At 29.7% G+C, this 19,620-nt stretch carries 19 protein-coding genes; 6 read left to right on the top strand and 13 right to left on the bottom strand.

Annotated features, from left to right (window positions below; translation table 11 throughout):
* The first annotated feature begins 1 nt into the window (after position 1).
* Positions 2 to 775 (top strand): zinc ribbon domain-containing protein, encoded by a 774-nt coding sequence (locus H9I45_RS05640; RefSeq protein ID WP_088353106.1) that lies wholly within the window; start codon positions 2 to 4, stop codon positions 773 to 775.
* Between the two features lie 98 nt (positions 776 to 873).
* Here H9I45_RS05640 and H9I45_RS05645 read toward each other — a convergent pair whose 3' ends face one another.
* The 4 genes from H9I45_RS05645 to H9I45_RS05660 all read right to left on the bottom strand — a co-directional run bounded on the left by H9I45_RS05645 (position 874) and on the right by H9I45_RS05660 (position 5,639).
* Positions 874 to 2,871, bottom strand: coding sequence for a DUF349 domain-containing protein (locus tag H9I45_RS05645; RefSeq protein ID WP_088353107.1), 1,998 nt, complete (start codon positions 2,869 to 2,871; stop codon positions 874 to 876).
* Positions 2,872 to 2,968: 97 nt separating this feature from the next.
* Positions 2,969 to 3,727 (bottom strand): shikimate dehydrogenase family protein, encoded by a 759-nt coding sequence (locus H9I45_RS05650; RefSeq protein WP_088353108.1) that lies wholly within the window; start codon positions 3,725 to 3,727, stop codon positions 2,969 to 2,971.
* Positions 3,708 to 4,715, bottom strand: a complete 1,008-nt coding sequence (locus H9I45_RS05655) for a DUF368 domain-containing protein (protein WP_088353109.1) — start codon at positions 4,713 to 4,715, stop codon at positions 3,708 to 3,710. The genes H9I45_RS05650 and H9I45_RS05655 overlap by 20 nt, the downstream gene beginning before the upstream one ends.
* Positions 4,716 to 5,639: a polyprenyl-phosphate transporter gene (locus tag H9I45_RS05660; protein ID WP_088353110.1), complete on the bottom strand. Its 924-nt coding sequence runs from the start codon at positions 5,637 to 5,639 to the stop codon at positions 4,716 to 4,718.
* A 135-nt stretch (positions 5,640 to 5,774) separates the two neighbouring features.
* On the opposite strand from H9I45_RS05660, the gene H9I45_RS05665 reads away from it, so the two are divergent.
* Together H9I45_RS05665 and H9I45_RS05670 are read left to right on the top strand one after the other, a co-directional pair.
* Entirely contained in the window at positions 5,775 to 5,933 is a 159-nt protein-coding gene (locus H9I45_RS05665) for a hypothetical protein (RefSeq protein WP_176397529.1), read from the top strand.
* Between the two features lie 2 nt (positions 5,934 to 5,935).
* Positions 5,936 to 6,724, top strand: a complete 789-nt coding sequence (locus tag H9I45_RS05670; RefSeq protein WP_088353111.1) for an SGNH/GDSL hydrolase family protein — start codon at positions 5,936 to 5,938, stop codon at positions 6,722 to 6,724.
* 53 nt (positions 6,725 to 6,777) lie between these two features.
* Here H9I45_RS05670 and H9I45_RS05675 read toward each other — a convergent pair whose 3' ends face one another.
* From H9I45_RS05675 to H9I45_RS05685, 3 genes are all read right to left on the bottom strand, one after another.
* On the bottom strand, positions 6,778 to 7,035 hold the full coding sequence (locus H9I45_RS05675; RefSeq protein WP_088353112.1) for a DUF6952 family protein: 258 nt from the start codon (positions 7,033 to 7,035) through the stop codon (positions 6,778 to 6,780).
* Positions 7,036 to 7,038: 3 nt separating this feature from the next.
* Entirely contained in the window at positions 7,039 to 7,347 is a 309-nt protein-coding gene (locus tag H9I45_RS05680) for a thioredoxin family protein (RefSeq protein ID WP_088353113.1), read from the bottom strand.
* A gap of 82 nt (positions 7,348 to 7,429) precedes the next feature.
* Entirely contained in the window at positions 7,430 to 8,071 is a 642-nt protein-coding gene (locus tag H9I45_RS05685) for a peroxiredoxin (RefSeq protein WP_088353114.1), read from the bottom strand.
* Positions 8,072 to 8,329: 258 nt separating this feature from the next.
* Here H9I45_RS05685 and katG point away from each other — a divergent pair, with 258 nt between their 5' ends.
* Positions 8,330 to 10,534: a catalase/peroxidase HPI gene (katG, locus tag H9I45_RS05690; protein ID WP_088353115.1), complete on the top strand. Its 2,205-nt coding sequence runs from the start codon at positions 8,330 to 8,332 to the stop codon at positions 10,532 to 10,534.
* Between the two features lie 231 nt (positions 10,535 to 10,765).
* On the opposite strand, the gene H9I45_RS05695 is transcribed toward katG, so the two are convergent.
* Genes H9I45_RS05695 through H9I45_RS05720 form a run of 6 tightly spaced genes read right to left on the bottom strand, consistent with a single transcriptional unit; the run spans position 10,766 to position 16,563 of the window.
* Positions 10,766 to 11,293, bottom strand: a complete 528-nt coding sequence (locus H9I45_RS05695; protein WP_088353116.1) for a class I SAM-dependent methyltransferase — start codon at positions 11,291 to 11,293, stop codon at positions 10,766 to 10,768.
* A gap of 11 nt (positions 11,294 to 11,304) precedes the next feature.
* Entirely contained in the window at positions 11,305 to 12,468 is a 1,164-nt protein-coding gene (locus H9I45_RS05700; RefSeq protein ID WP_088353117.1) for a sigma-54-dependent transcriptional regulator, read from the bottom strand.
* Entirely contained in the window at positions 12,468 to 13,337 is an 870-nt protein-coding gene (locus tag H9I45_RS05705; protein ID WP_088353118.1) for a DUF6268 family outer membrane beta-barrel protein, read from the bottom strand. Before H9I45_RS05705 ends, H9I45_RS05700 begins: the two co-directional genes overlap by 1 nt.
* 13 nt (positions 13,338 to 13,350) lie before the next feature.
* Positions 13,351 to 14,307, bottom strand: a complete 957-nt coding sequence (locus H9I45_RS05710) for a mechanosensitive ion channel family protein (protein WP_088353119.1) — start codon at positions 14,305 to 14,307, stop codon at positions 13,351 to 13,353.
* A gap of 4 nt (positions 14,308 to 14,311) precedes the next feature.
* Entirely contained in the window at positions 14,312 to 15,631 is a 1,320-nt protein-coding gene (locus H9I45_RS05715; RefSeq protein ID WP_088353120.1) for an ABC transporter permease, read from the bottom strand.
* A 2-nt stretch (positions 15,632 to 15,633) separates the two neighbouring features.
* Positions 15,634 to 16,563, bottom strand: coding sequence for an ABC transporter ATP-binding protein (locus H9I45_RS05720; protein WP_088353121.1), 930 nt, complete (start codon positions 16,561 to 16,563; stop codon positions 15,634 to 15,636).
* A 178-nt stretch (positions 16,564 to 16,741) separates the two neighbouring features.
* Here H9I45_RS05720 and H9I45_RS05725 point away from each other — a divergent pair, with 178 nt between their 5' ends.
* Entirely contained in the window at positions 16,742 to 17,200 is a 459-nt protein-coding gene (locus H9I45_RS05725) for a MarR family winged helix-turn-helix transcriptional regulator (protein ID WP_088353122.1), read from the top strand.
* A gap of 13 nt (positions 17,201 to 17,213) precedes the next feature.
* A complete protein-coding gene (locus H9I45_RS05730) occupies positions 17,214 to 19,619 on the top strand; it encodes a 3-hydroxyacyl-CoA dehydrogenase/enoyl-CoA hydratase family protein (protein ID WP_088353123.1) in 2,406 nt (801 codons plus the stop codon).
* Position 19,620 lies beyond the last annotated feature (1 nt).

Raw genomic sequence — 19,620 nt, forward strand, 5'->3', positions numbered from 1 at the left:
CATGGCAAAGAAGAAAGAAGTTTCGGTTGAACAAAAATTAAGAGCATTGTATGATTTACAATTAATAGACTCTAGAATTGACGAAATTAGAAACGTTAGAGGTGAATTGCCTTTAGAAGTGGAAGATTTAGAAGATGAAGTTGCTGGATTAAATACACGTATTTCAAATTTAGCAGAAGATGCTTCGAATTTAGAAACAGAAATCAACAACAAAAAACAGTCGATTGAAGATTCTAATGCGTTAATGAAAAAATACGACGAGCAACAAAAAAATGTTAGAAATAACAGAGAGTTTGACTCTTTATCTAAAGAAATTGAATACCAAGATTTAGAAATTCAATTAGCAGAGAAAAGAATTAACGAGTACAAAGCTAAAATTGCTCAGAAAAATGAAATAATCGACGCTACTAAAGAAAAATTAGCAAAGCAAGAGCAACACTTAAGTCATAAAAAAGCTGAATTAGATGCAATATTAAAAGAAACTGAAAAAGAAGAAAAACTTTTATCAGAAAAATCTGAAGAATTTGCAAAATCTTTAGACGAGCATTTATTTACAGCTTATAACAGAATTAGAACCAAAGTAAAAAATGGTTTAGCTGTTGTGGCAATCGAACGTGGAGCTTCTGGAGGATCTTATTTTACGATTCCACCACAAGTACAATTAGAAATCGCAAATAGAAAGAAAATTACAATAGACGAGCATAGTGGACGTATCTTAGTAGATGCTGCATTGGCTGAAGAAGAAAAAGAAAAAATGGATAAATTATTCTCATAATTTAATTTCTTTTTACCATATAAAAAAACTCGAAGCTTACGCTTCGAGTTTTTTATTTTTTATACCTACATATTTTTAGAAAATTTACAGGATAAATTCTAATAATCTAAACTTTTAAGATAATTTAGTTTTTCTTTCCAAATATCTAAATCTACTCTAAATTGTTCTACTTGCTTTTTAACATTTGTAACTAAAGGATTATCTGCTTTTGCATTTGAGAAAAACCCTAAGTTATTTTCTAATTGCGAAATTTCACGATTTACTTCGTCAATTTTCTTACGAATAAACATTTGTTCGGAATCTAATTTTCTAAAATCTTTATTAGCAACCAAACTATCTAAAGAATTGGTAAATTTTAACATAGCAACTTCTTGTTTATCTAAAGATAAACTTTCTAACATTTTATCTATTTGCTTATTAAACTTACCTTCTAAATGTCTTACATTTCTTGGCAAAACACCTAATTCTCTCCAAGAATTTATAGCTTCTAAAACACTTTCTTTTGTATGAGACTCTTTTTCTTTTAAAGAATCTAAAAGCGCTTTTTTAGCATCTACTGCAACTTGTTGTTCTTTACTAACAGCGTTTTTTTGTTCGTGAAACCTATCGAAATAATGATTACAAGCAGCCTTGAATCGTTTCCAAATATCGTCTGAAAACTTTCTAGGAACATGACCAATTTTTTTCCAATCCGATTGAATTTTCTTCATGGCATTTGTAGCCATATCCCAATCTTCACTTTCTTTAAAAGATTCTGCAATTTCTATTAATGCAATTTTCTTCTCTAAATTTTCTTGTTGTCCACTTTTTTCTTGTTTGTAAAAAAGATTCTTAGAACTATTAAATTTCTTTGTAGCTGCTTTGAACTTTTGCCAAACTTCTTCACTTTTATTATATGGCAATTTACCAGCATTAAAATACAATTGTCTTAATTGCTCTACATGCTTTATACTCTCTTGCCAATCTTTGTGAGATGTATTATTGGAAGTATCATAATTATTTAAAACTTCTATAACTTCTAATTTATTATCAATAATTTCTTGATATTTAGAACGCATATCACGAAAATATTGATGACGTTTATCGTGAATTTTTTTAGTAACAACACTAAATTTATGCCAAACTTCTTCTCGCATTTCACTAGAAACAGGTCCAATATCTTCTTTCCACTTTTTATGTAATTCCTGTAATTCTTTAAAAGCTTCAGTAATATCGTCTTTCTCAGCTAATGCTTCAGCTTGTTTTATTATTTTAAGTTTTTCCTCTAAATTATTTCTAAAATCTAAGTCTCTAAAATCGTTACTTAAATGTAATAAATCGTAAAAACGCTCTACATGATGATGGTAAATTTTCCAAGTATCGTTATAACGAGTTTTAGAAACTGGTCCAATTGCTCGCCAATTGTCTTGTAAATCTTTAAAATTCTTATACATAGTAGCAGTATCTGCATCCTCTATTAAAGTTTTTAAATCTTCAATTACTTTTAACCTTTTCTCTAAATTTTCGTTTAATTGTTTTTCTAAATCTTTATAATGCGCATCTCTTTCTTTTTTATAGTTAGAAAGTAATGTATTGTATTCTGACTTAATTGGACTTGAAAACTGAAAATCGATAGAATTACCACCTTCAGCTAAAAAAGCTTCTTTTTTTTCTGCCAGTAACGCACCAAACTTTTGATTAAATGCATTCTTTATTGCATCGACTTGAGATTTAATTTTATGAACTGGATTTCCAGAAATTACCCTTTTTAGAGCTACCACCAATTCTTCTAAATTTGCTTTAGAATAATCTACTTTTGGAGCTTCCTCTTCTTTAGAGTCGCTATTTTCTGCTTCTTCTGCTACAGATTTTTCAATCTCATCAACAGCTTCATTTGTTTCCTCTTCTTTTTCTTGAATACCATTTTCTGTTGATTCTTCAACTTCGTTGGTTAATTCAGAATTTTTTTCTTCCTTTACTTCAACAGTTTCTTCTAACGGTTTTTCAACTTCATTTACTTCTTTAGATGAATCTACATCAGCTTTTGGAGTTTCATTTACAGTTTCTTCTGTATTTTTTACCGTTTTTTCAACGTTTTCGTCATTATTTTCTAACATATCTACAATGTTTAAGTTCGGTTAATAATATATATTATTATAGTCTATAAAGATACTGACAACTTACAATATTAGCAAACCACAGCAATAAATTAAATTATTTGGACTGATTCCATATTGCCCAAGATTCTTCAGCCTGAATTTCTAACATTTGATAACCATTTTTTACAGTTGCGCCTTTTTCTTTTCCCTTTGCAAGAAAAACTGTTAATTCTGGATTGTAAATTAAGTCGAATAACAAATGTTTTTCAGATAAATGTTGATAAGGAATTGCTGGACACATATTTACATTTGGTGAAGTTCCTAAAGGTGTACAGTTGATAATAACATTGTATTTGTTTATAATTTCTTCTGTTAAATCTTGATAAGAAATTTCTTTTTTACTTGAAGGGTTTCGAGAAACAAATTTATATTTAATATTATTTCGCTTTAATGCAAAAGCTACAGCTTTAGAAGCACCACCAGTTCCTAAAATTAATGCAAATTTATGATGCTTCTTAAAAAATGGAGAGATTGATTTTTCAAAACCAACCACATCTGTATTGTATCCTTTTAAATTACCTCTTTTTGTGAACTTTATGGTATTTACTGCTCCAATTTTTTTGGCTGTTTTATCTAATTTATCTAAATAAGGCATAACCTCTTCTTTGTATGGAATGGTTACATTAATTCCACAAATACTATCATCATTATTAATAACAGTAGTGAAATCGTCAATTTTTGGAATGTCAAAATTCACGTATTTGGTTTTAGTAAAACCTAAATTTTTAAACTTTTCTGTAAAATATCCACGTGAAAAAGAATAAGAAATATCTTTTCCTAAAAGTCCGAAAGTTCTATTTTTTCTTTCTTCCATAATAATCTATAATTAAAATTAATGCGATTCCAATAACAATATAAAAAATAGCAAACCACGTTTCTAAATTTGAAAAATCTGGAATAAATCTGCTATAATTTTCAATAATTTTATTCCCACTTTTATCTAAAGAAAAATTGCCATTATTAGTTAGATAAACCGCTTTTTTCCAAGGCCAAACAATTCCTAAAGAACCTGTTATAAAACCAATTATTACAGCAGTTACAATGGAGTTCCACCTTTTTAAAACATATCCTAAAACATGCGAAATAGAAACCAAACCAAATGCAGAACCCAATGTAAATACAGAAATTATTTTAAGATATCTTATTTTTTCTGGGTCTGACAAAACTTCAAAATTTCCTGATAACAAATTTGTAAATACAAAGAGTAACTCATTTACAGAATCGACTAGAAGCAATACGTAATTACCCATTAAAATTAAAATAAATGAGCCAGAAAGACCAGGTAAAGTCATTCCAGAAACACCAATAATTCCACAAATAAAAACAAACCAAAGATTATCGTTTTCGCCAGCTGGTGTTAAAAAACTAATACCAATTCCTACTGAAGCCCCTATAATTAATGAAATAATATTTTTTGTGTTCCACTCACCAAAATCTTTTCCTATGTAATAAATAGAACCGATTATCATTCCAAAAAACCAACTCCAAACGTACAATTCGTAGTGTTTTAAAAAATAATCTAAAACCAAAGAAATACTAAAATAGCTAAAAATACTTCCAGCCATTATTAACGTTAAAAATTGTGCGTTTATATATTTAAAAAAACTTCTAAACCTTCCATTTAAAAGTAATTTTAAAGCAACTAAGTTTACTTTTCGAAAAGAATAAATTAATTCTTCATAAAAACCAAAAACAAAAGAAACAGTTCCACCAGAAACACCAGGAACTTTGTTTGCAGCTCCCATTGCCAATCCTTTTAGAAAAAGATTCGTTTTTTGTAGAAAAGTTCTTTCTCTTTGCATTTATGCCTTCTTAACAGCCAATTTTTCCATTAATAAAATAAGTACAAAACCAATTAAAGCCAAAATAATGGACATTAATAATTGTGGATCTCCATCAAAATTAAAAGGAGATATACTTTGCTCTTTTAAAGGAACTTCAATCCCATGAGAATTTGTTCGCCAAGTAAGTGTTTCTTTCCAAGGCCAAATTTTATTTAGAGAACCTATTATAAAACCTGTTAAAGTTGCTAAAGTGATGTTTTTATAGTTTGTAAACATCCATTTTAAAATCTTAGAAAATGATAGTAAACCTATTATTGCTCCCAAACCAACTACAGCTACAGTTTTTAAATCTCTATCATTAACAGCAGATAAAATAGGTTTGTAAGCACCTAATAAAACAAGAATAAATGCTCCAGAAATTCCCGGTAAAATCATTGCACAAATTGCAATTGCTCCTGCTAAAAACATAAATAACAAAGAAGAATTTTCACTAACCAAAGGATTTAAAGTGGTTACATAATATGCTAAAAACGTAGCAACTATAAGTGCTAAAATCGATACAACATTCCATTTTTCTATTTGCTTTCCTATATAAATAATGCTTGCTAAAACCAAACCAAAGAAAAAAGACCATAATAAAACTGGCTCGTTTTCTAACAACCATTTAATAGTTTTTGCCAAAGAAATAATACTTATAAAAATTCCAATAAATAAAGCCAAAAGAAAAGATCCATTTACTTGTTTCCAAGCTGCTTTTACACCTTCTGTCTTTAAAATTTTAAAAAGTTTTAGGTTTACATTACTTATGGATCCTAATAACTCCTCATAAATACCAGATATAAATGCAATTGTACCTCCAGAAACTCCTGGCACAACATCAGCTGCACCCATTGCCATTCCTTTTAACCCAATAACTACGTAATCTTTTATACTTCTAGACATTCTCTTTAAATTTAAAAAACGAAGATAATAGAATTTTAAGTAAAAATAATATCGATTATCGCTATTGAGCTGTTAATTTAATTTAAAAAAAATGTATTTTAACCTTTTGTAAAAAAACATCTTTAAAATTAACAAATGCCTAAAAAAGGAAAAGCAAAAAATACGGTTAACAAAGCGAAGCATACTAAATTAATGAATCGAAAAATTAACAAGGTAAAGTTAGAAAAACAATTGCATAAAGAACGTTTAAAAGCTATTATTAAAAAGGTAAATCAAGAAAAAAACGAAAAATAAATATGAATTTAAAATATATTTTTGGTTGTATTATTTCTTTTCCTTTAATTCCTATTCTCTTAATACAAGGAAAAAAAATTCGAAAAGAAACACCAAGGTTACCAGAAGCGATAAAGCCAAAAGGTTATTTAAAAACCAATTCGAAAAAGACTTTAAAGATAATTACAATTGGAGAAAGCACTATTGCTGGTGTTGGTGTAGACATTCATGAAAATGGATTTACTGGTGCACTTATTAAAGAATTATCAGAGAAAAATAATATTTCTGTTTTATGGCGTGTTTATGCAAAAAGTGGCTACACAACTAAACAAATTACTAAAAAATTAGTACCAAAAATTGAAGAAACTAATGCAGATCTTATTGTTATTGGCTTAGGTGGAAACGATGCTTTTAAATTGAATTCTCCTATAATGTTTATACTAAATATCGAAAAATTAATTAAAAGTATTCAGAAAAAATTTCCTAGAACTCCAATTTACTTTACAAATATGCCTCCCATTAAAGAGTTCCCTGCATTTACAAAAACAATAAAATTTGTAATAGGAAACTTGGTTGAAATTTTTGGAGAAAGGCTTCGAAAAAAAGTAAAAAGAAAAAAAAGAGTTTTTTATAACAGTGAAATTGTAACTTTAAAAAGCTGGTCTAAAAAATACAATCTTAAAAATGATGTTGCTATTTACTTTAGTGATGGGGTTCATCCTTCCAAATTAACTTACGAAATATGGGGGAAAGATATGGCTCAATTTATTATGAAAAAACGAGCTTTTAAAAAATGGATAAGAAGTAAATAAATTAAAAAAACCTCAAGCTTTCACTTGAGATTTTTAATATATTTTCGATAATTTTAATTATCAATAGAACCTAAAACACGTTTCATAAATGTATTTAACGCTTCCTTTTTAGGAGTACCGTCTTTTACCATTTTATCTACTTCCAAAGCTCCATACATATTCGAAATCAACTCTCCAATAACATCTAATTCTTCATCTTTTAAAGACGAAACTTCTGTTAAAGCCTCTAATGTTTCAATAGTTTCTAGTATGTAATCTTGGTCGTTTTCTTCAATAAAACTAGTTAAATGCTTAATTACAGGTAATTTCATAATCTAAGCTAATTCGTTTACTAAGTCCTTCAAGACATCAAACTTATTTGTTTGTGCCTGATTTTTCTTTTCTCCATTTTCAAAAATTGCAAATGTTGGCAAATTACTTACGTCTGCTAACTTTCTGCTTTCAGGAAATTTCTCAGCATCAACAATTACAAACTTAATTGAATCCATTTCTGAAGCCAATTTCTTAAACTTAGGTTTCATAATTCTACAATTTCCACACCAAGTTGCAGAGTACTGTACAATTACTTTATCGTTACCTAAAACAATTACTTGTAAATTATCTTCTGTTAATTCTTGTACCATTTCTTTTTTGCTTTTTTAAATTATTAAAAGGATTCGTGTTCTTGTCCCCCAACGAAAACACGAATTTTTTCCTCTTATATTATTAGTTTTTAGCTAAATACTCTGCAGTTCCTTTAGCATTTGGAGACATTGCTTCTTTACCTTCTTCCCAGTTTGCAGGACAAACTTCTCCATTTTTCTGAACATGAGAATATGCATCAATTAAACGTAAAAATTCATTTACATTTCTACCAACTGGCATATGATTAACTCCTTCATGAAATACAGTTCCTTCTTCATCAATTAAATACGTAGCTCTGTAAGTTACATTATCTCCTTCTACTTGTATTGTTTGAGAAACCTCATCAAAAGTCTCGTTCGTAATATCTAAAATCCCTAAAATTGAAGATAAATTACGGTTAGAATCTGCTAAGATAGGATATGTTACACCTTCAATTCCTCCATTATCTTTAGAAGTACTTAACCACGCAAAATGTACTTCTGGAGTATCACATGAAGCACCAATTACAATTGTATTTCTTTTTTCGAACTCACCTAAAGCTGCTTGAAAAGCATGTAATTCTGTAGGACAAACAAATGTGAAATCTTTTGGATACCAAAATAATAAAACTTTTTTCTTATTATTTATTGCTTCTTCTAATACATTTAATTTAAATGTATCACCCATTTCATTCATTGCGTCTACATTTAAATCTGGAAATTTTTTACCAACTGCTGTTGCCATTTTTATTGAATTTTATAATTATTAATATTTTTTTATTTTCTGATACAAAGATAAAAATGATGTTAGAGAATAATAAATAAGTTAATGGGAAGTTTTTATATTACAATCATTTTTTCTTATAGCCAAATGGTTCAATAATAAGATTTTCTGATATTAATTATTTTAATCAATTTTATTGATTTTCAAATAAAACATATAGATAAAAACTATTAAAAATAATTTGTAACTTTGAAGTCTTAAAACATAAAACATATAATTATGGATAATTACGATATAAACGATAGCAAATCTAGCATGGATAAATGCCCATTTATGGCTGGAGCTGAGAAAAAAACTGGCGGACATGGTACAACAAATAGAGAATGGTGGCCAAATGAATTAAAATTAAATATACTACGTCAAAATGCAACAAAATCAAATCCTTTAGGAGAAAAATTTGATTACAAAGAGGCGTTTAACAGTCTTAATTTTAGCGAGTTAAAGCAAGATGTTCTAAATCTAATGACAGATTCGCAAGATTGGTGGCCAGCTGATTATGGACATTATGGTGGTTTTATGATTCGAATGGCTTGGCACAGTGCTGGTACTTATAGAATTGGAGATGGACGTGGAGGAGCTTCTTCAGGAAATCAAAGATTTGCACCTTTAAATAGTTGGCCAGATAATGGAAACTTAGACAAAGCACGTTTTTTATTGTGGCCAGTAAAGAAAAAATATGGAAATAAAATTTCTTGGGCAGATTTAATGATTTTAGCAGGAAATTGCGCTCTAGAATCTATGGGTTTTCCAACATTTGGTTTTGCAGGGGGAAGAGAAGATATTTTTGAACCTGAACAAGACATCTATTGGGGAAGTGAAAAAGAATGGGGAAATAATGAGGCTAGATACGAAAGTGGTGAATTAGAAAAGCCATTAGCAGCAGTTATGATGGGTTGGATTTATGTAAACCCTGAAGGACCAAATGGAGTTCCAGATCCAATGGGTTCTGCAAAAAACGTTCGTGAAACATTTAAAAGAATGGCAATGAACGATGAAGAAACTGTTGCTTTGGTTGCTGGTGGACATACTTTTGGAAAAGCACATGGTGCTGCAAACCCAGATGAGTTTGTTGGAACTGAACCTCATGGAGCCAAAATTGAAGAAATGAGTTCTGGTTGGAAAAACTCATTTAAATCTGGTGTTTTAGACGATACAATTACAAGTGGAATCGAAGGAGCCTGGACACCAAACCCAATTCAATGGGATGCAGATTATTTTGATGTTTTATTAAATTACGACTGGGAATTAACTAAAAGTCCTGCAGGTGCACATCAATGGACACCAACAGCTGCTTCCAATGCTAAAATGGCTCCAAAAGCTGGAAACGCAAATGAAAAGCAAGCTTTAATGATGACAACAGCAGATATTGCTTTAAAAACAGATCCTAAATATTTAGAAATTTCTACTCGTTTTCATAAAGACCACAAAGCTTTTGAAGATGCTTTTGCTAGAGCTTGGTATAAATTAACACATAGAGATATGGGACCAATTGATCGTTATTTAGGCCCTGAAGTTCCTTCTGAAGAATTATTATGGCAAGACCCTATTCCAACTTCAAAAAACATTTTAAGCGATGCTGATATTAATTCTTTAAAGAATAATATAACTAATTCTGGATTAACAATTTCTCAATTAGTTTCTACTGCTTGGGCTTCTGCTTCTACATACAGAGGTTCAGACAAACGTGGTGGAGCAAATGGTGGAAGAATTCGTTTGGAACCTCAAAAAAATTGGGAAGTAAACAATCCTGAGGAATTAAGTAAAATCTTAACTGTTTACGAACAAATTAAAAATGATTTTGAGGGTAATGTTTCTATCGCAGATTTAATTGTTTTAGGGGGTTCTGTAGGAATTGAAAAAGCAGCAAAAAATGCAGGATACAATTTAACTGTTCCTTTTTCGCAAGGGAGAGGAGATGCTTCTCAAGAACAAACAGATGTTGATGCATTTAGTTATTTAGAGCCTTTGGCAGACGGATTTAGAAATTATGCAAAAACTAATTTGGCAATTTCTCAAGAAGATTTGTTAGTAGACAGAGCTAACTTATTGACTTTATCTATCCCAGAAATGACAGTTTTAATTGGTGGACTAAGAGTTTTAGGAGCAAATTACAACAACTCTAATCATGGTGTTTTTACAGATAAAAAAGAAACCTTAACCAACGATTTCTTTGCTAATATTTTAGATTTTTCAATTACTTGGAAAGCTGTAAATGCTGAAGAAAAAGAATTTATTGGAAGAGATCGTAAAACAAATGCAATGAAGTTTTCTGGAACAAGAGCAGATTTAATTTTCGGTTCTAACACAGAATTAAGAGCAATTTGTGAAGTTTATGGTGCAAATGACGCTCAAGAAAAATTTATAACAGATTTTATAAGCGCTTGGACGAAAGTGATGAATTTAGATAGATTTGATATCTCTTAAATAAACCATAATATTGAATTGTATAAAAAAGGTAGTAATTAAAATTACTACCTTTTTTTTATTATATTCTTTTTAAAATATAAAAAACTTGCGAATTTAAATTTCTAAAGAAGTTAAAGGGAGAGTATTCCTTTTTCAAAATTTGTAAATTTTCTTCGAAAAACACTTCTTCTAATTTATTATAATTGAACCCAATGTGAGTTAAAATATAACCGTTTTTTTCGGTTCTATTTACTGGTTTAAAAACAGTGCCTTAAAAATATTCTTTCTATTAGTATCTTTTTCTGTCTGTTTTATGGATAGTCTAATTAAATTTTTTACAAATGAGGCAACACCAACTTCAATAGGAACTGAAACAACAATTTGCCCTTTTTCTTTTAGCTTCTCTTTTATTTGTTTTAATAATTTAGATTGATTTTCTTTACTAAAGTGTTCTAAAACTTCTAAACAATAAATAACATCGAAGTTTTCTTTAGTTTGATTTAAGTTATTAATTAATAAGAAATCTTCATTAGAAATATTTGTTTCTAATTGATCAAACATATCTGTTACAGGTTCGTAACCTGTAATTTTTGCATTTACTTTTTCTTTTAATAATTTTAAAAAATAACCATCTCCAGTTCCAAAGTCTAACAAAGAAAAATTGTCTGAAAGTTCAATTAAATTTAATGCTTTTTTAAAACGTTTGTTATGTGAAAGTCTTTTAAAAAAAGAACGGTTTTTAATAGTTAAATTAGAATAGATATATTTTTTAGTCATCTAATTTTTAATTATTTACTCGCAAACAACTTCACATCATTTACAGAGACCTCTTTTTCTCCTAAAATAATTAAACGTTCTACAACGTTTCTTAACTCACGAATGTTTCCTGTCCAATTATATTCTTGTAATAACTGTATAGCTTCCGTTGAAAAGTTTTTCAAAGCCATTCCTTGTTCTTCCGAAATCTTTTTTGCGAAGAAATCTACCAATAAAGGAATATCTTCTCTACGATCGTTTAAAGCTGGAACTTTTATTAAAATAACCGCCAATCTGTGGTATAAATCTTCTCTAAACCTACCTTTAGCAATTTCTTCTTGAAGATTTTTATTTGTTGCAGCTACTACTCTAACATTTACTTTTATATCTTTATCTGAACCCACTCTAGAAATTCTACTTTCTTGAAGCGCACGTAAAACTTTTGCTTGTGCAGATAAACTCATATCTCCAATTTCATCTAAAAAAATAGTTCCTCCATTTGCAGCTTCAAATTTACCTGCTCTGTCTTTATTTGCTCCTGTAAAAGAACCTTTTATGTGTCCAAATAATTCACTTTCTATTAGTTCTGAAGGAATTGCCGCACAATTTACTTCAATCATAGAACCTTTATGACGATTAGATTTTTCGTGTAACCAATGTGCTACCAATTCTTTTCCTGTACCATTTGGCCCTGTAATTAAAACTCTTGCATCTGTTGCTGCAACTTTTTCTATAATTTCTTTAATATGAGAAATAGCATCGCTTTCGCCAACCATTTCGTAATTTTTACTTACTTTTTTCTTTAAACGTTTGTTTTCTACAACCAAAGTTTTCTTTTCCAAAGCGTTTCTAACCGTATTTAAAAGTCTATTTAAATCTGGTGGTTTAGAAATATAATCGAAGGCTCCCAAACGCATTGTATTTACAGCTGTATCTAAATCTCCATGACCAGAAATCATTACAATTGGCACTTCTGGTTTTATCTTTTTTGCTTTCTCCAAAACCTCAACACCATCCATTTTAGGCATTTTAATGTCACAAAGAACTAAATCGTAATCTTTGTCTTTTATCATTTCTATTCCAGCCAAACCATCTTCTGCTTCTTCAACAACATATGTGTCGTTTTCTTCAGAAATAATTTTTGTTAAAACTCTTCTAATCGCTGCTTCGTCTTCTATTACTAATATTGTTGGCATTATAATCTGAATTTAATTCCTGTTCTTAAATAAAATGTGTTTAAATTGTCTAACGTAAAAACGTTATCTCTATCTGCGTTTCTTAAAACATTGTTTAATCTTAATGTATACCCACTATATGCAAACCAAACTAAATGTTTTGTAAATTGATATTCGTAACCTAAACCAGCAACAACTAACGATAACGAAATATTATCTACTTGATTACCATTTACCATTGTTGGTTTTTGTAAATGTGCAAAATAACCATCTAAACCTACAAAAGATTGCAAACTTTTTTCTGGACTAAAGGCATATTTTAAATTCATTTTTGGCACTCCAACTGTGTAAGACCATTTTTCTGTCATCTGCCTAAAATAGCTAATTAATGGAAGTGGAAATGGAATTCCTGCAGTTGTATTATAAGTTAGACCTAAAATTAATCGATAAGGTTTTTCAAGCTCTTTTGCTTTTGTTCGGTCTTTAATAAAGAAAACTCCACCATTAACAAAAAAGTCTTTATTCGTTATTTTTTTATTTAATGTAGAAGCTAATCTTGGAGTAATACTGTAAGCAACTCTCCAATATTCATTCATTTTATAAGTATAAGCTAAATTTAAATCTATAATAGTAATTGTTTCTATTGCAGAAGTATCGAAAGGATATTTATCATTTAAATTTAAATATATTCTGTTGTATTCGGAACCAATAACAAAGTAACTATCTTCCTTAATTTTAATTGGGTAATTTACCAATGCTCTAATTCTTGTATATTGATCTTCGGATTTATTCTTTGGAATAAAAGAATATTCTAATCTTGCCAAATCTGTAAGTTGCGCATTTGCACTTACACATACGAACATTAAAATCAATACTAAAAACTTTTTCATATTTTTTTCTGCTTTACTCTTCCTTTTTCTCTTCTTTCTTTACTTCTTGCTTTTCTTCTTTATGTTCTATTTCTTTTGGTTCGTTATTTTCTTTGACTACTTGTAATTTTGCCTGCGGATAAAAATGCACATCTCTTTGTGGAAAAGGAATAGTAACATTATTATCTCTAAATGCTTTATCTATTTCGAAACGCAAATCACTTTGTACAAATCGTGTTTCGAAACTATCGTTTAAAGAAAACACCAACTTAAAATTCAAAGAACTGTCTGCAAAATCTGTAAACAACACACTTGGTTCTGGAACTTTTAAAATTTTAGCATGCTTTTTAGCAGTTTCCATGAGAATATTTTTCACTAACCCAACATCACTTCCATAAGAAACTCCCACTGTTACAGATTCTCTTGTTTCTGTTCCATTTTCGGTCCAATTGAACAAGATATTGGTTAAATATAAATGATTGGGAATTACCAAAACCTTATTATCAATCGTTACTGCTCTTGTGGTTCTTAAACGAATATCTAAAACCCGACCCACTTTTCCTTCTAATTCAATAATATCTCCAACATGTACAGATTGGTCTACCAATATAAAAATCCCAGAAATAATATCTTGAAACAACGTTTGCAAAGCCAAACCAACACCAATTAAAAGTGCTGCAGAAGCTGCAAAAACCGCAGTTACATTTACTCCTGAAGAATGCATTGCAATTAAGAAAATAACGAGGAAAACAAACCACCTGATGTAGGTAAAAACAGTAACAAACTTGTGTTTATCGTTCTCTGGAAGCTTTCTTGTTATTAATCTTCGTACAAATTTAAGCAAGATTGCTGTTACGATTAGCGCAATCGCAACAAATAGTAACCCTTTTACAGTTATACTTATTTCTTTCGAAAAAACGAATGTGTATTCTAAAATAGAATTTGCTTCTTCTACAATTGTATCTGCTACTTGCTCTATCTTGTCTTGCATTATTTTAATATTTTAACCATTTGTACAAGTCTTTATAAGTTGCTTTTTTACCATACATTAAAATACCAACTCTATAAATTTTTGCCGCTAACCAAACCATAAAAACGAAGGTAGCTACTAATAAGCTCATCGAAATTGCTAATTCTGTCCAAGAAACTCCAAAAGGGACTCTCATTAACATTACAATTGGCGATGTTAACGGAATATATGAAAAAATTATCGAAACAGGTCCATGAGGATCATTTACAACAGTTGCAAAACCAACGTAAACACCTAATATTAAAGGTAACATAATTGGCAACATAAATTGTTGCGTGTCAGTTTCGTTGTCTACAGCAGCTCCTACTGCTGCAAAAAGTGAACTATACAACATAAATCCACCTAAAAAATAGAAGATAAATAGCACAAATAACTTTAAAATTGGTAAGCCTAATATTTCTTGAACTACCAATTGCATTTTATCTCCTTCTGCTACATTTTTAACAGCATCCATTTGTTCTGCAGAAACAGACGTGTTTTGCATTTGAGACATATCTACCCCAAATACAGAAGAAACGATTGTTAAAATAATGAACAATAAAATTCCCCAAATAAAAAATTGAAGCAAACCTGCAGACGCATTTCCAATGATTTTACCTAACATTAACTGAAAAGGTTTTACTGAAGAAACAATTATTTCTATAATTCTACTAGTTTTTTCTTCGATAACACTTCTCATTACAGAAGTTCCATAAATCATTACAAACATCATTAACAAATAACCAGCAATTGCGCCAAAAATAATTTTAATCCAATTTCTTAATTTTGATGATTCTTCTCCTGAAAAATCATACATTTTTATATCTGTATTAATTTTTGAAGCTTCAATTTGAGCTAAATCAATACCAAAACTGGTTAGTTTTTTATTTCTAAGTTTTTTCTCGATTTTACTTTCTAAAGAATTTATTAAAGACATATTTGGCGAATCTTTAGAATAAAATTCCACAGAACTTGCTAAAATTTCTAAACTATCGTTTTTTGGAATGTATAAAACTCCATAATAACTACCTTCTTCTACTTTTTTCTTAGTTTCATCGATTCCTGAAGATGTGAAATCTGTATAAATTATAGATTTCGTGTCTTTAAAATCACTTTTATCAAACAAACCAGAATTATCTACATAAACTATTTGTTTTGCCTTTTCGTCATTTTTCTTCATTAGAAAAACAACCAAAGTTAGCATCCCAACCATAATAAGTGGACTCAAAAAAGTCATTACTATAAATGATTTATTTCGAACCTTAGCAATAAATTCTCGCTGAATAATTAATTTTAACTTACTCATAATTAATTGTTTTTATTTATTGCTTGAATAAAAATATCGTTCGCACTTGGAATCAATTCCACAAAATGTTGCACTTCTCCTCTACTCGTTAAGAAAGATAATAAATCGTTAGATGTACTATTTTCGTTTAACTGAACATTTAACGTTAAACCATCATTCAATAATTTAAAATCTGCAGGCGACACTTTAAAATTTTCTTTCAATGTATTTTCTACTTCCTTCGGATTTGTAGTTTTTAAACCAACTTGAAAGGTATTTGTTCTAAATTCTCTTTTGATATCTTGTAATTTTCCATCTAAAATTAAATTCGACTTATTAATTAAAGCAATCTCATCGCACATTTCTTCTACGGATTCCATTCTATGTGTAGAAAAAATAATGGTTGCACCTTCATTTCTTAATTGTAGAATTTCATTTGCAATTAATTGCGCATTAATAGGATCGAAACCAGAAAAAGGCTCATCAAAAATTAATAATTTAGGATTGTGCATTACTGTTACAATAAACTGTACTTTTTGTGCCATTCCTTTAGAAAGCTCTTCAATTTTCTTTCCCCACCAAGCAGTAATGTCGAATTTTTCGAACCAATATTGTAATCTTTTCTTTGCTTCAGACTTACTTAAACCTTTTAATTGTGCCAAATACAAAGCTTGTTCGCCAACTTTCATCGATTTATATAAACCACGTTCTTCTGGCAAATATCCAATTTGCTCTATATGATGTGGTGCCAATTTTTCTCCATCTAATAAAATAGACCCAGAATCTGGCAATGTAATTTGGTTAATTATTCTTATTAAAGAAGTTTTTCCTGCACCATTTGGTCCTAACAATCCATAAACACTTCCCTTTGGAATATGTATGGAAACATCATTTAACGCAGTAAAATCGCCATATTTTTTTACGATATTATTTATTTCTAATAAATTATTCATTAATTATTCTAAATTAAAACCATTAATTTTCTCTAATACAAACTTACATATTTTGTAGGTATTTGTATTATTAATATTCGAAAGCTTCAGCATTAATTTTTTGTTAAATTTACTATGCGTGCATAACTTTTTTAAAATTTACTATGCGTGCATAATAAATTTTTATATCTTTGAGCCAATGGAGAAATATAAATCGATAGATCATCAATTAAGAGCAACTTGGCAAGCAGTTGCCAAAATGTATAACGAACAAGCGTTAACTCATAATAGTACAATGGCTACAGCTTTTGTATTATTAAATATTGATAAAATTAACGGAACTCCATCCACAGCATTAGGGCCTTTAATGGGAATGGAACCTACAAGCCTTTCACGAATTTTAAAAAACATGGAAGATAAAGGAGCTATTTGTAGAGAAAAAAATCCTGATGATGGTAGAAGTGTAATTATAAAACTAACTGAATATGGAAAAGAAATGAGAGCCGTTTCTAAAGGACATGTTATTCAATTTAATGAAACTGTAATACAAAATGTATCTCAGAAAGATTTAGAAGGTTTTTTTAATGTGACTTCAAAAATAAATAAATTAATTTCTGATAAAGAAATTTACAAGGAAACAAGCAACAAAGCAGTATAAAAACAATAAACAAATGACCAGAAGAATTAAAAAAGTAGCGATTATCGGTTCCGGAATTATGGGAAGTGGAATTGCATGTCATTTTGCCAATATTGGCGTAGAAGTTCTATTATTGGATATCGTTCCAAGAGAATTAACTGACAAAGAAAAAGCAAAAGGTTTAACATTAGAAGACAAAGTTGTACGAAATCGTTTAGTAAATGATGCGTTAACTGCTTCTTTAAAGTCGAAACCGTCTCCTATCTATAATCAAAAATTTGCAAACAGAATTACTACTGGTAATTTAGAAGATGATATTGCAAAAGTAAAAGATGTAGATTGGATTATGGAAGTCGTGGTTGAAAGACTAGACATCAAAAAAATAGTTTTCGAAAAACTGGAAAAACACAGAACTCCAGGAACTATAATTTCTTCGAATACTTCTGGAATTCCTATTAAATTTATGAATGAAGGAAGAAGTGAAGATTTTCAAAAGCATTTTGCGGTAACTCACTTTTTTAACCCTCCAAGATATTTAAAGCTTTTCGAAGTAGTACCAGGACCAGATTGTAAACAAGAAGTTACAGATTTCTTAATGATGTATGGTGAAAAATTCTTAGGAAAAACTTCGGTTTTAGCAAAAGATACACCTGCATTTATTGGAAATAGAGTTGGTATTTTCGGAATACAATCTTTATTTCACCAAGTAAAAGAATTGGGTTTAACTGTAGAAGAAGTAGATAAATTGACTGGACCCGTTATTGGACGCCCAAAATCTGCAACTTTTAGAACGGTTGATGTTGTTGGTTTAGACACTTTGGTACATGTTGCTAATGGTATATATGAGAATTGTCCAGATGATGAAGCTCACGAATTATTCAAGTTACCAGGTTTCATCAATACAATGATGGAAAATAAATGGTTAGGAAGCAAAACAGGACAAGGTTTTTATAAAAAAACAGTAAATGCTGAAGGAAAAAAAGAAATCTTAACTTTAGATTTAGATACTTTAGAATATCGTTCTTCTAAAAGAGCAAAATTTGCAACTTTAGAATTAACGAAAACGATTGATAAACCAATAGACAGATTTAAAATCTTAGTTGGTGGAAAAGACAAAGCTGGTGAATTCTACAGAAAGAATTTTTCTGCAATGTTTGCATACGTACAAAATAGAATACCAGAAATTTCTGATGAATTATACAAGATAGATGATGCAATGAAAGCTGGTTTCGGTTGGGAAAATGGACCTTTCGAAATTTGGGATGCAGTTGGCGTAGAAAAAGGAATCGAATTAATGAAAGCAGAAGGTTATAAAGTTGCTGATTGGGTAACTGAAATGACTGCAAATAATATAAAATCTTTTTATACAGTTAAAGAAGGAGCAACTCATTTTTATGATTTAGCTTCGAAAACACAAACGAAAAAACCTGGTCAAGATGGATTTATCATCTTAGACAATATTAGAAAATCTAACGAAGTTTTTAAAAATTCTGGTGTTGTAATCGAAGATATAGGAGATGGAATTTTAAATGTAGAATTCCAATCTAAAATGAACACAATTGGGGGTGATGTTTTAGCAGGCATAAATAAGGCTATTGATTTAGCTGAAAAAGATTACCAAGGACTTGTCGTTGGTAATCAGGCTGCTAATTTTTCAGTTGGTGCAAATATTGGTATGATTTTTATGATGGCTGTAGAGCAAGAATATGATGAATTAAATTATGCCATTAAATATTTCCAAGATACAATGATGCGTATGCGTTATTCTTCAATTCCAACTATTTCTGCTCCTCATGGAATGGCTTTAGGTGGTGGTTGTGAAATATCTTTACATGCAGATAAAGTAGTTGCTGCTGCAGAAACATATATGGGATTAGTCGAATTTGGAGTTGGTGTAATTCCTGGAGGTGGTGGTTCTAAGGAAATGGCTTTAAGAGCATCAGATTCTTTTAGTAAAGGAGATGTAGAATTAAATATTTTACAAGAAAACTTTTTAACTATTGGAATGGCAAAAGTATCTACTTCTGCTTATGAAGCATTTGATTTAGGATTACTTCAAAAAGGAAAAGACGTTGTTGTTGTTAATAAAGACAGACAAATTGCAACTGCAAAAGCCCACGCGAAATTAATGGCAGAAAGTGGTTACACACAACCTGCAACTCGTAAAGATGTAAAAGTTTTAGGAAAACAAGCGTTAGGTATGTTCTTAGTAGGAACAGATTCTATGGAACATTCTAAATACATTTCTGAACACGACCAAAAAATCGCAAATAAATTAGCTTATGTAATGGCTGGTGGAGATTTATCTGAACCAACTTTAGTTACAGAACAATATTTATTGGATTTAGAAAGAGAAGCATTTTTATCTCTTTGTACAGAACGTAAAACGTTGGAAAGAATTCAAGCGATGTTAAAAACAGGTAAACCTTTAAGAAACTAAA

It is taken from the genome of Polaribacter haliotis, from assembly GCF_014784055.1.
GTDB classification, from domain to species: Bacteria; Bacteroidota; Bacteroidia; order Flavobacteriales; family Flavobacteriaceae; genus Polaribacter; species Polaribacter haliotis.

Bases quoted from the DNA above. Each gene is read 5' to 3' on its own strand.
- H9I45_RS05640 (WP_088353106.1), top strand. From the start codon at position 2: ATGGCAAAGAAGAAAGAAGTTTCGGTTGAACAAAAATTAAGAGCATTG.
- H9I45_RS05645 (WP_088353107.1), bottom strand. From the start codon at position 2,871: ATGTTAGAAAATAATGACGAAAACGTTGAAAAAACGGTAAAAAATACA.
- H9I45_RS05650 (WP_088353108.1), bottom strand. From the start codon at position 3,727: ATGGAAGAAAGAAAAAATAGAACTTTCGGACTTTTAGGAAAAGATATT.
- H9I45_RS05655 (WP_088353109.1), bottom strand. From the start codon at position 4,715: ATGCAAAGAGAAAGAACTTTTCTACAAAAAACGAATCTTTTTCTAAAA.
- H9I45_RS05660 (WP_088353110.1), bottom strand. From the start codon at position 5,639: ATGTCTAGAAGTATAAAAGATTACGTAGTTATTGGGTTAAAAGGAATG.
- H9I45_RS05665 (WP_176397529.1), top strand. From the start codon at position 5,775: ATGCCTAAAAAAGGAAAAGCAAAAAATACGGTTAACAAAGCGAAGCAT.
- H9I45_RS05670 (WP_088353111.1), top strand. From the start codon at position 5,936: ATGAATTTAAAATATATTTTTGGTTGTATTATTTCTTTTCCTTTAATT.
- H9I45_RS05675 (WP_088353112.1), bottom strand. From the start codon at position 7,035: ATGAAATTACCTGTAATTAAGCATTTAACTAGTTTTATTGAAGAAAAC.
- H9I45_RS05680 (WP_088353113.1), bottom strand. From the start codon at position 7,347: ATGGTACAAGAATTAACAGAAGATAATTTACAAGTAATTGTTTTAGGT.
- H9I45_RS05685 (WP_088353114.1), bottom strand. From the start codon at position 8,071: ATGGCAACAGCAGTTGGTAAAAAATTTCCAGATTTAAATGTAGACGCA.
- katG (WP_088353115.1), top strand. From the start codon at position 8,330: ATGGATAATTACGATATAAACGATAGCAAATCTAGCATGGATAAATGC.
- H9I45_RS05695 (WP_088353116.1), bottom strand. From the start codon at position 11,293: ATGACTAAAAAATATATCTATTCTAATTTAACTATTAAAAACCGTTCT.
- H9I45_RS05700 (WP_088353117.1), bottom strand. From the start codon at position 12,468: ATGCCAACAATATTAGTAATAGAAGACGAAGCAGCGATTAGAAGAGTT.
- H9I45_RS05705 (WP_088353118.1), bottom strand. From the start codon at position 13,337: ATGAAAAAGTTTTTAGTATTGATTTTAATGTTCGTATGTGTAAGTGCA.
- H9I45_RS05710 (WP_088353119.1), bottom strand. From the start codon at position 14,307: ATGCAAGACAAGATAGAGCAAGTAGCAGATACAATTGTAGAAGAAGCA.
- H9I45_RS05715 (WP_088353120.1), bottom strand. From the start codon at position 15,631: ATGAGTAAGTTAAAATTAATTATTCAGCGAGAATTTATTGCTAAGGTT.
- H9I45_RS05720 (WP_088353121.1), bottom strand. From the start codon at position 16,563: ATGAATAATTTATTAGAAATAAATAATATCGTAAAAAAATATGGCGAT.
- H9I45_RS05725 (WP_088353122.1), top strand. From the start codon at position 16,742: ATGGAGAAATATAAATCGATAGATCATCAATTAAGAGCAACTTGGCAA.
- H9I45_RS05730 (WP_088353123.1), top strand. From the start codon at position 17,214: ATGACCAGAAGAATTAAAAAAGTAGCGATTATCGGTTCCGGAATTATG.